The organism is Streptomyces sp. T028 (genome assembly GCF_048159505.1).
Taxonomy (GTDB): Bacteria; Actinomycetota; Actinomycetes; order Streptomycetales; family Streptomycetaceae; genus Streptomyces.
On record NZ_JBLRVZ010000065.1, the window covers coordinates 45,228 to 54,146 of the forward strand.

General features: G+C 69.2%; 13 protein-coding genes. 4 read left to right on the plus strand and 9 right to left on the minus strand.

Annotated features, from left to right (window positions below):
• Positions 1-2 precede the first annotated feature (2 nt).
• From ACLZN2_RS45415 to ACLZN2_RS45435, 5 genes are all read right to left on the minus strand, one after another.
• Positions 3-446, minus strand: a complete 444-nt coding sequence (locus ACLZN2_RS45415) for an iron chaperone (protein WP_416985821.1) — start codon at positions 444-446, stop codon at positions 3-5.
• Positions 443-712, minus strand: coding sequence for a hypothetical protein (locus ACLZN2_RS45420; protein ID WP_416985822.1), 270 nt, complete (start codon positions 710-712; stop codon positions 443-445). Before ACLZN2_RS45420 ends, ACLZN2_RS45415 begins: the two co-directional genes overlap by 4 nt.
• A 28-nt stretch (positions 713-740) precedes the next feature.
• Entirely contained in the window at positions 741-1,151 is a 411-nt protein-coding gene (locus tag ACLZN2_RS45425; RefSeq protein WP_416985823.1) for a VOC family protein, read from the minus strand.
• A gap of 172 nt (positions 1,152-1,323) precedes the next feature.
• Positions 1,324-1,716 carry a winged helix-turn-helix transcriptional regulator gene (locus tag ACLZN2_RS45430; protein ID WP_416985825.1) on the minus strand — a complete coding sequence of 131 codons (393 nt, stop codon included), beginning with the start codon at positions 1,714-1,716 and terminating at the stop codon, positions 1,324-1,326.
• Between the two features lie 9 nt (positions 1,717-1,725).
• Complete coding sequence (locus ACLZN2_RS45435; RefSeq protein WP_416985826.1) at positions 1,726-2,364, minus strand: TetR/AcrR family transcriptional regulator; 639 nt, start codon at positions 2,362-2,364, stop codon at positions 1,726-1,728.
• 112 nt (positions 2,365-2,476) lie between these two features.
• Between ACLZN2_RS45435 and ACLZN2_RS45440 the strand changes: the two genes are divergently transcribed.
• Positions 2,477-3,610: an FAD-dependent oxidoreductase gene (locus ACLZN2_RS45440; protein WP_416985828.1), complete on the plus strand. Its 1,134-nt coding sequence runs from the start codon at positions 2,477-2,479 to the stop codon at positions 3,608-3,610.
• A 19-nt stretch (positions 3,611-3,629) separates the two neighbouring features.
• Here ACLZN2_RS45440 and ACLZN2_RS45445 read toward each other — a convergent pair whose 3' ends face one another.
• On the minus strand, positions 3,630-4,247 hold the full coding sequence (locus ACLZN2_RS45445; protein WP_416985830.1) for a phosphoribosylanthranilate isomerase: 618 nt from the start codon (positions 4,245-4,247) through the stop codon (positions 3,630-3,632).
• Positions 4,248-4,452: 205 nt separating this feature from the next.
• On the opposite strand from ACLZN2_RS45445, the gene ACLZN2_RS45450 reads away from it, so the two are divergent.
• A complete protein-coding gene (locus tag ACLZN2_RS45450; protein WP_416985832.1) occupies positions 4,453-4,866 on the plus strand; it encodes a VOC family protein in 414 nt (137 codons plus the stop codon).
• A 62-nt stretch (positions 4,867-4,928) separates the two neighbouring features.
• A complete protein-coding gene (locus tag ACLZN2_RS45455) occupies positions 4,929-5,477 on the plus strand; it encodes a GNAT family N-acetyltransferase (protein ID WP_416985834.1) in 549 nt (182 codons plus the stop codon).
• A gap of 47 nt (positions 5,478-5,524) precedes the next feature.
• On the opposite strand, the gene ACLZN2_RS45460 is transcribed toward ACLZN2_RS45455, so the two are convergent.
• Positions 5,525-5,887: a hypothetical protein gene (locus ACLZN2_RS45460; RefSeq protein ID WP_416985836.1), complete on the minus strand. Its 363-nt coding sequence runs from the start codon at positions 5,885-5,887 to the stop codon at positions 5,525-5,527.
• Positions 5,888-6,076: 189 nt separating this feature from the next.
• Between ACLZN2_RS45460 and ACLZN2_RS45465 the strand changes: the two genes are divergently transcribed.
• Positions 6,077-7,210, plus strand: a complete 1,134-nt coding sequence (locus ACLZN2_RS45465; RefSeq protein ID WP_416985838.1) for a helix-turn-helix domain-containing protein — start codon at positions 6,077-6,079, stop codon at positions 7,208-7,210.
• 30 nt (positions 7,211-7,240) lie between these two features.
• Here ACLZN2_RS45465 and ACLZN2_RS45470 read toward each other — a convergent pair whose 3' ends face one another.
• Together ACLZN2_RS45470 and ACLZN2_RS45475 are read right to left on the minus strand one after the other, a co-directional pair.
• A complete protein-coding gene (locus ACLZN2_RS45470) occupies positions 7,241-7,432 on the minus strand; it encodes a hypothetical protein (protein ID WP_416985839.1) in 192 nt (63 codons plus the stop codon).
• A gap of 35 nt (positions 7,433-7,467) precedes the next feature.
• Positions 7,468-8,490, minus strand: a complete 1,023-nt coding sequence (locus ACLZN2_RS45475) for a GNAT family N-acetyltransferase (protein ID WP_416985840.1) — start codon at positions 8,488-8,490, stop codon at positions 7,468-7,470.
• Positions 8,491-8,919 lie beyond the last annotated feature (429 nt).

Genomic DNA, 8,919 nt, shown 5'->3' on the forward strand with positions numbered 1-8,919 from the left:
TTTCAGCCGACCGCGCGCCTGATCAGCGCGGCGATCAGCTTCTCGTCGTCGGCGGTCGGCTCCGTCAGGGCGAACGCGGTGGGCCACATGCCGCCCTCGTCGAGGCGTGCCGCGTCGTTGAAGCCGAGCGTGGCGTACCGCGACTTGAACTTCTGCGCGCTCTGGAAGAAGCACACGACCTTGCCGTCCCTGGCGTACGCCGGCATCCCGTACCAGAGCTTCGGCACGAGACCCGGAGCCTCGGCCTTGACGAGGGCGTGGATCCGCTCGGCGAGGACCCGGTCCGCCTCCGGCATCTCGGCGATCTTCGCGAGGACCTCCGCCTCCGTGTCCGCCTTGGCCCCGCGCGAACCACGCCGCGCGGACGCCTTCACCTCTCTGGCGCGCTCCTTCATCGCGGCGCGTTCCTCTTCGGTGAACCCGTCGTACTTCTGGGTCTCCTTCATGACTGCTCTCCCCTTCGGACGAGTTCGATGACGGCCACGCGCTCGGCGCGGCGTTTCTGCAGATAGGCGTACGGTGACGCGCCGTAGGCGAGCGCGAACTCACGGCTGAGCTGCCGGGCCGGGACGCCCGCGGCGACGGCGAGCGCCAGCACGTCCAGCGGCCGGGCGTACTCCCGGTCGATCCGGTCACGGACCCGGCGCAGCCGCGCGAGGTCGGTCAGACGCCGCGCCGCGACGAGCGCGCGCCGCCATCCCGGGTGACACATGGCGGAACCCCCCTCCGGCCGGTACGGCTCAGCGCAGTTCCTGGATGCGGATCAGGTTGCCCGCGGGATCGCGGAAGGCGCAGTCGCGGATGCCGTACGGCTGCTCGGTCGGCTCCTGGACGACCTCGGCGTCGCCGGCGGTGACCTTCTCGAAGGTGCCGTCGAGGTCCGGGGTGGCCAGCAGGATCCAGCCGTAGGTGCCCTTGGCCATCATCTCGGCGATGGTGCGGCGCTCGTCCTCGGTGACGCCGGGGTCGGTGGCCGGCGGGGCCAGCAGGATGGACGTACCGGGCTGCCCGGCCGGGCCGACCGTGATCCAGCGCATCCTGCCCTGTCCCACGTCGCTGCGGACCTCGAAGCCGAGGACGTCGCGGTAGAAGGCCAGGGACGCCTCCGGGTCGTCGTGCGGGAGGAAGGTCGTGTGAATGGTGATGTCCATGGCCTTCACGCTAGCCGCGGCCCGGCGCGGGGCGCTTCTCCAAACGTGACCGGTTGCCCCGGGGGAGGCCGCCGCAGCTGCGGGCAGTCGTGCCGCTGGGGCGGCACGGGTGGGCGCAGCGGCACCTTGACAGACGCGGTCAGGCCTTTTGGGACTCAGGCTGCCTTTGGACTCAGGCCTTCGCGGCGTCGTACTCCTCGCGCGCCTTCTCGATGGCCGCCATCCGCAGATCCGTCCAGAGCGCGAGGCCGCGGACCTGTTCGGCGGCCTCGCGGCCGAGGTCGGTGAGGGAGTAGTCCACGCGGGGCGGGATCACCGGCTTGGCGTCGCGGTGGACCATGCCGTCGCGTTCCAGGGTCTGCAGGGTCTGGGTCAGCATCTTCTCGCTGACCCTGCCGATCTCCCGGCGCAGTTCGCTGAAGCGGTACGGGCGGTCGAGCAGCGCGATGAGGACGAGGGTGCCCCAGCGGCTGGTGAGGTGCTCCAGGGCCCCGCGCTGCGGGCACATCGCGTCCCCGCCGGCGAGCCACAGCCGTTCCCCGAGTGCCGTCTCCATTGCTGCCATGCCCCCACCTTACGGCCGGGTCGGCCCTTCCCTCCGGGCGAGTGCGCTCCAGCCGTGTTCCAGGAGATCGAAGGCCCGGGTGACGGCCTGACGGGGGTTGTCGTGGGCGTGGGCCGCGCGAGGGGCTTCGAGGGCGAAGTGGGCCAGTGCGGTGCAGGCGGGGTCGCCTGCGGCGAGGCCGCTCTCCTCGGCGATGACCTGGGCGAGTGCGGCGGTGTGGCGCAGCCACATGTTCTGGCCGTAGTCGCGCAGCGCGGGGGTGCCGGCCACCAGGTTGGTGAAAGCGGTGAAGCGGGCGTCGCTGTCGGCGGAGGCCAGCCGGGTGGTCAGGGCGTGTTCGCGCAGTGCGGCGGGGATGGACTGGCCCTTGGGCCGCTCGCGGACGGCGGCGAGCAGGCGGGTCTCGTGCTCGGCGTCCTCGTCGAAGACGAGGGCTTCCTTGACCGGGAAGTGCTTGAACAGCGTGGTGGTGGACACGTCGGCGGCGTCCGCGATCTCGCGAATGCCGACCTCGTCGTAGCCGCGCTCCAGGAACAGGCGCAGTGCGGCGTCGGCGATGGCCTGGCGGGTGGCGGCCTTCTTGCGTTCGCGGCGCCCCATCGGCGCGGGAGAGGAACCCGCCGCGGTGTCGGTCGTCGTGCTGGGCATACCGACACCATACCCCCTTCGGTTGACCGGATTCAAAAGTTGAGTTGTTGCACTTATTGAGTTGGTGTGTTTTTCTGCCCGGCACAAACGAAACGAACGAACGGAGCACCCCATGAACACCACTCCCGCACCCCGCATCGCCATCATCGGCGCCGGCCCCGGCGGCCTGACCTGCGCCCGCATCCTCCAGCAGCACGGCATCACCGCCACCGTTTACGACCGCGACTCCGGCGCCGACGCCCGTGACCAGGGCGGCACCCTGGACCTGCACGCCGACAACGGCCAGATCGCCCTGCGCGAAGCCGGTCTCCTGGAGGAGTTCTTCCAACTGGCCCGCCCCGAGGGGCAGGAGATGCGTCAGCTGGACCCGGCCGGCACGCTCCTCTTCCACCACGTCCCCGAGCCGGACGAGCGGTTCAAGCCGGAAATCGACCGCGGCCGGCTGCGCGACCTGCTGCTCAACTCGCTTCAGCCCGGCACCGTGCGCTGGGACCACACCCTGCAGACGATCAGCGGCCCTGCCGAAGGCCCCCGACAGCTGCACTTCACCGACGGCACCACCATCGAGGCCGACCTCGTCGTCGGCGCCGACGGCGCCTGGTCCAAGGTCCGCCGCGCCGTCTCCCGGGCCACCCCCCAGTACACCGGGGTGAGCTTCCTGGAAGCCTGGTTCCACAACGCCGCGACCCGGCACCCCGACATCGCCGAGCTCGTCGGCCAGGGCGGCGCCGCGGCGGCCGACGGCGACCGCGGCCTGTTCGCCCAGCGCAACAGCGGCGACCACATCCGCGTCTACGTCATCCAGCGCGTCCCGGCCGACTGGATCACCGCCGGCGGCCTCACCATCCAGGACACCGACGGCATCCGCGCCCACCTCCTGGAGCGCTACCGCGACTGGTCACCCCGCCTGCGCCGGCTGATCACCGACAACGACGGCCTCTACGTCGACCGCCCGATCTTCGCCCTGCCCGTCCCGCACACCTGGGAGCACAACCCCACGGTGACCCTGCTCGGCGACGCCGCCCACCTCATGCCCCCGCTCGGCGTCGGCGTCAACCTCGCCATGCTGGACGCCTGCGAACTCGCCCTCGCCCTGGCCCACCACGACACCGTCGACGAAGCCGTCCACGCCTACGAGAAGACCATGCTTCCCCGCTCCACGGAGACGGCCCACCTCCTCGACGGCGCCGCAACCGAACTGCTGTCAACCGAGCTGCCCGACTTCGCCACCGCCGACAACCACTGACCATCCCCCGCACCTGCAATCAGGCGCCGCGGGCCGCCTTCACGAACGCGGTGATCAGGGCGGGATCCTTGACGCCCCGGCTGCTCTCGACCCCGCTGGAGACGTCGACGCCCCACGGACGGGTGGCGGCGACGGCGTCCCGGACGTTGTCCGGGGTGAGCCCGCCGGCGAGCAGCCACTTCTCCCCCGTGCCGACCGGGGTCTTCCGGGACCAGTCCCAGGCGACGCCGGACCCCGGCACCGGGGCGTCGAGGAGCAGCATGTCCTCGCCGAACTCCCCGCAGCGCGGCACGGAGTCGCCGAAGGCGGCGGCGCGGATCAGCGTCCAGCCGCCCGCGGCCAGTTCGCCGTAGTAGCCCCGGTCCTCCGGGCCGTGCAGCTGGACGGCCCGGATCCCGGACTCGGCGGCCAGGGCCCGTACGTCGTCCAGCGGTTCCGCCCGGAACACACCGACCGTCAGCACATGCGCGGGCACCCGCCGGGCAAGCCGCGCGGCCGTGGCGGCATCGATACGGCGCGGGCTGGCCGAGAACACGAACCCGATGGCGTCGGCCCCCGCCGCCACGGCCGTGTCGACGTCCTGCTCGGTCTTCAGACCGCAGATCTTGACGAAAAGGGAGTCACTGGAGTTGCTCACGCCCCCTAGCGTGCCGCATCAGCGGCGCCACCCGCACACTTGGATGTGACACAGGTCACACCAGAGCCACCGATGACTTCGCCCACGGCCCCCGGTCCACCCGTACGACAGGAGCGCCAGGCTCCACATGGCAACCATTTGCCCCAGCTGACCACATATGGTCACCTAAAGTCCCCTATGACCCCACTCACCCCAGGAGGTTGCGATGGCCTCGCGACTCAACCCCTACCTCAGCTTCAACGGTGACGCCCGGGCGGCGCTGGAGCACTACAAGGACGTCTTCGGCGGCACGCTGGCACTGAGCACCATGGGCGAGTTCGGCCAGGCGGACAGCCCACAGGCGGACAAGATCATGCACGGCCTGCTGGAGGCCCCGAACGGCTTCACCCTGATGGGCGCCGACACCCCGCCGGGGATGGACTACAGCCCCACCGGCAACGTCTCCGTGAGCGTGAGCGGCGACGACGACACCGAACTGCGCGGCTACTGGGAGAAGCTGTCCGCCGGCGCCCAGGTGTCCGTCCCGCTGGACAAGCAGATGTGGGGCGACGTCTTCGGCATGTGCACGGACCGCTACGGCATCACCTGGATGGTCAACATCACCCAGCCCAGGTCCTGACGGACGTCAGCCCTTGCGCCGGCCTCCGCTTCTTGTCATGGGCCTGCGATACGTTGCCCGCCATGACTGAGTTAGGGCCCGTCGCCTGGCCACCTGCCCCGATCAGGACCGAACGGCTCGTGCTCCGCGAGTCCGAGGCCTGGGACCGCGCGGAGTTCATCGAGCTGTTCGCATCACCAGAGGTGAGAACCTACCTCGGTGGCCCTCGACCGCGTGACGAGCTTGAGCGCACGGCGCCTGACGTGCCCGGGCGGCGGCCTGGCCTTTTCGTGATCGAGCTCGACGGAGCGATGATCGGCATGATCACGCTCGACCGGCGCGACGCGGAGCGTCCGGGGCACGTCCGTCCGGATGCCGGGGAGGCCGAGCTCGGTTACCTGTTTCTGCCGGAGGCGTGGGGATACGGGTACGCCGCCGAGGCGTGCGCAGCGGCACTCGACTGGTTCGCCGACGCGCTTCCCGGCGAACCGGTGGTGCTCTGCACCCAGATCGCCAACGACCGCTCGATGCGCCTCGCGGCGAAGCTGGGGTTCACCGAGGTGGAGCGGTTCGAGGAGTTCGGCGCCGAGCAGTGGTTCGGCGTGCGGTCCTCGGTCACGCAGTCCGGTTGACCCGGACCGTTGGCCGAGGAACCGCGCGAGCCGTGCGCGCTCTTCGGTCAGTCGGTGTCCTGCTCACCGAGGAGGAGTTCGTCCCCAGTGGGGAAGCAGGCGGTGCCGCCCTCCTCCCAGGTGACCACGACGGCCAGCCCGCCCATCGGTCCCCGGTCGGCCCTCACCGTCTTCACCCTGCGCCACTGCCCCTCGTAACCGACCAAAGGGGTGTCCCACTCGATGTCACCCCCTCGCGGGCGGATGTACGCGGTCTGGCAGATGACCCGGCCGGTGTCCTTCAGACGTTCCTCGATCACGTCCTGGAGCTCGCCTGTGCGTCCCGAGACTCCGTCCTCGACGAGCGTGCCCCGCGGGTACGGCAGGGTGCCGTGATCGAGCATCGTCGCCGGCTTCTCCATCTGTGTCATGCGTCCTCGTCCCACCTGGGCATACGTGTGTCACCCAAGAGAACTCCCACTGCGCGGAGCCAACTTGCACAGCTCTTGCACAACGGCCGGGTGGGGGAGGGGCGGAGTGAGACGATGGGACACAACGGACGTCGAGCGGGGAAGACGTACAGGATGAGCGCGATCAGGATTCCCGGACCCGGTACGAACGTGGCCGTCTGCCGCAAGGCACGCGGCCTCAGCCAAGTAGCCCTTGCCCGGCGGGCAGGCGTGTCGGTTTCATTGCTCAGCAAGATCGAGATCGGCGACCGAGCCCTCACGCAAGGCATCGCCGCTTCCCTCGCGCAGGCCATGGGGCTCACGCTCGATGAGCTGTTGGGCACGGAACCCGTCGCCAAGACGGACGAGGCGAGCCTCGCCGCCCTCAACTACGTCATCCGTCGCTTCGATATCCCGGACGCCCCGCCACCGCATCCCGAAGACCTCCCGAGCGAACTCGCCGGGTTGAACGAGCACCGCTACCGCACCGAGCTGGGGGCGGTCCTTCAGAAGCTGCCCGGGGTGCTGGCGAAGTCGACCAACTACGCGCACGCCACGCAGTCGCCGGACGCATGGACCCGGGTGGCCGACGTGTACTCGGTTGTGTACTGGCTGGCCGCCCGGTTCCGGTGGATGCACCTTGCCGAGCTGGCCGTCATGAAGCAGCGGCTGGCCGCTGAGCGTGCCCACCCGATCGCCGCCACGGTGGCAGCCCGCGACGAGGCCGGGGCGTTTCTGAACTCCGGTGACTTCGCAGGCGGGTTGGCCATCGTGGACCGAGCCGTCGTCGAGGCCGAGTCAACTCTTGAGGGGCGTGACCGGGCGTACGGCTTGGGCATCCTGCACCTGCGCGGGCTGACGCTCGCGGGTCGGATCAAGGACAAGCACACGGCACAGCAGCACATCGACGCCGCGTGGCGGGTGGCCGACGAGTTCCCCGAGGACATCGAGGATCACGGCATTCACTTCGGGCCGGAGAACACGGCGGTACACGTCATTTCCACGACATCCGACCTGGAAGACCATCGGGGGGCGTTGGACACCGCCGACGACCTGATCCGCAGTGGCCTGACGCTCCCCGCGACCAGGGTCGGGCCACTGCACATGAACGTCGGCCGGTCGCGGCTCGCCCTGGGCGACCGGGACGGCGCCCTCGAAGCCCTCGAAGAAGCCTGGAACGTCGCACCCGAGATGGCTCGGGTCCACCCGACGAGCCAGGAGCTGATGCGCGTGCTGACCTCACTGCACCGCCGCAGCAACCCGAGGCTGACGCGGCTGGCCAAGCGCGCGGGCGTGCCTTTCTGACTGTCAGCCAAGGTGTGGGCCCAGCCAGGCTCATAAGATCACTGTTCCTCCAACCACTACCGAGGGGCCATGGCCGTCACGTACTTGATGCTCGCGCGGCTGCCTGAAGGGGGCTTGGACGCCTTCGACGCTTATGAAAGCGCCGTCCTGCCGCTCCTTGCCGAGCATGGAGGGTGTCTTCAGCGCCGGCTGCGAACGCTGGACGATCAGGTCGAGGCCCACCTTGTGACCTTTCCCGATAATGAGGCCTTCGCTGCCTACCGAGCGGATCCCAGGCGTTCTGCCGCTGCACCACTGCTGGAGTCGTCTGGGGCAGCGATCGAACTACTCGCGGTGCGCGACGTGGAGTGACTGCACGAACGACGTTGACGAACGTGACGTCCGATGTCCCCCATCTTGGCCTCTGGTGCGCTGTAGGAGAACTCATACCCGGTGAAGTCGGCGACGTGGACGTATCCGATGCGCTGGTAGAGGGCGTTGCTGGTGGGGTTGGCCGGGTCCGCGAACAGGACGACTTCCGTCGCGCCTGCGGCCAGCGCGGCACGGCTCACCTCGGCCGTCACGGCGCCCGCGTAGCCGCAACCTCGGAAGTGGGCTGGGGTGTAGACGGGGTCCACCCGGATCATGCCGCCGACGATCGAGGTCGCGGCTGCCATGGAGACAGGCGTGCCGTCCGGGGTCTCCCAGAATGTGAAGTGTCTGTCGCCGAAGCGCGAGTCGGCCCAGGAGCCGGCGTCGATCAAGTCGATGGAGGGCTGCTCCCCGACATCGACGCAGAACTCACGGCACCAGCAGACGACTTGTTCGCGGTCCCCTTCAACCGTGACGCGACCCCGGCCCTCTGCGTGCGGTTGCGGTGGGGTGAGCGCGCCGAGACGGTAAAGATGAGCTCGCCAGAAAGGTGCTGGCACTGCGTCCGTGTGTCGCTGCCATGTGTCCGCGAAAGCGGCGGCGGTGTCGTCGTCCGCGAGGACACCGGAGGGGAAGTGGCCGAGGTCGGCCAGGTGAGCGGCGAGGGTGCCGACCTGCTCGGCGGAGAGGGGTGTGACCCACAAGTATCCGCGCGGAGTGCGATGAAAGACGGCGCGGACCTCGCCTCGTGACTCCAGGCTTCCGAAGACGGCGGGTTCGGCATTGTGTACAACCGCCCCGCGTGTTCGCAGTCTTTCGATGGCTGTCAACGACATGTTGTGGAGAACGGGCCGGGAGCGCAGGAAGTCTCCTGCTTGAGCTAGGAAGTCGTCGACATCGTCGGTGAGTTGCCAGTCGTCCGTGAGCATGTTTCATGATCCTTGATGCACTCGACTCGGGGCAGCACTTTGCTCGTTGGGGTCGGACGGGTGGGGTCCTGCTACTTGGGGGGTCTTTTGTGAGTCTGAGGCCGCGCGAGGTGTTTCTCCGGCTTGTTCATGGGGTCGCCGACGGGAACTTGAGCGAGTTGCCTGACCTGTATGGCGAGGTCACCGATGTCCGGCATCCGATGGCGATGCCGGGGTCCGAGCCGTTGACGAGTCGGCGTGCACTCCGGGAGCACTTCACGGTCCCGCCGGAAGTTCGGGAGTCCTTGCCGAAGAGGAGTGCCGTCGATGTCGTCGTCCACGAGACCGCCGATCCCGAAGTGATCGTCGCCGAGTTCGCCTACGAGTTCACGTTGCCGGACGACTCCATGGCCAAGGTGCCCTGTGTCTTCGTCATGCGTGTGCGGGACG

What these genes read in the sequence shown, in the direction of transcription:
- ACLZN2_RS45420 (WP_416985822.1), bottom strand. Translation starts at nt 712, where the DNA reads ATGTGTCACCCGGGATGGCGGCGCGCGCTCGTCGCGGCGCGGCGTCTG.
- ACLZN2_RS45415 (WP_416985821.1), bottom strand. Translation starts at nt 446, where the DNA reads ATGAAGGAGACCCAGAAGTACGACGGGTTCACCGAAGAGGAACGCGCC.
- ACLZN2_RS45460 (WP_416985836.1), bottom strand. Translation starts at nt 5,887, where the DNA reads ATGACACAGATGGAGAAGCCGGCGACGATGCTCGATCACGGCACCCTG.
- ACLZN2_RS45475 (WP_416985840.1), bottom strand. Translation starts at nt 8,490, where the DNA reads ATGCTCACGGACGACTGGCAACTCACCGACGATGTCGACGACTTCCTA.
- ACLZN2_RS45450 (WP_416985832.1), top strand. Translation starts at nt 4,453, where the DNA reads ATGGCCTCGCGACTCAACCCCTACCTCAGCTTCAACGGTGACGCCCGG.
- ACLZN2_RS45430 (WP_416985825.1), bottom strand. Translation starts at nt 1,716, where the DNA reads ATGGCAGCAATGGAGACGGCACTCGGGGAACGGCTGTGGCTCGCCGGC.
- ACLZN2_RS45440 (WP_416985828.1), top strand. Translation starts at nt 2,477, where the DNA reads ATGAACACCACTCCCGCACCCCGCATCGCCATCATCGGCGCCGGCCCC.
- ACLZN2_RS45455 (WP_416985834.1), top strand. Translation starts at nt 4,929, where the DNA reads ATGACTGAGTTAGGGCCCGTCGCCTGGCCACCTGCCCCGATCAGGACC.
- ACLZN2_RS45435 (WP_416985826.1), bottom strand. Translation starts at nt 2,364, where the DNA reads ATGCCCAGCACGACGACCGACACCGCGGCGGGTTCCTCTCCCGCGCCG.
- ACLZN2_RS45425 (WP_416985823.1), bottom strand. Translation starts at nt 1,151, where the DNA reads ATGGACATCACCATTCACACGACCTTCCTCCCGCACGACGACCCGGAG.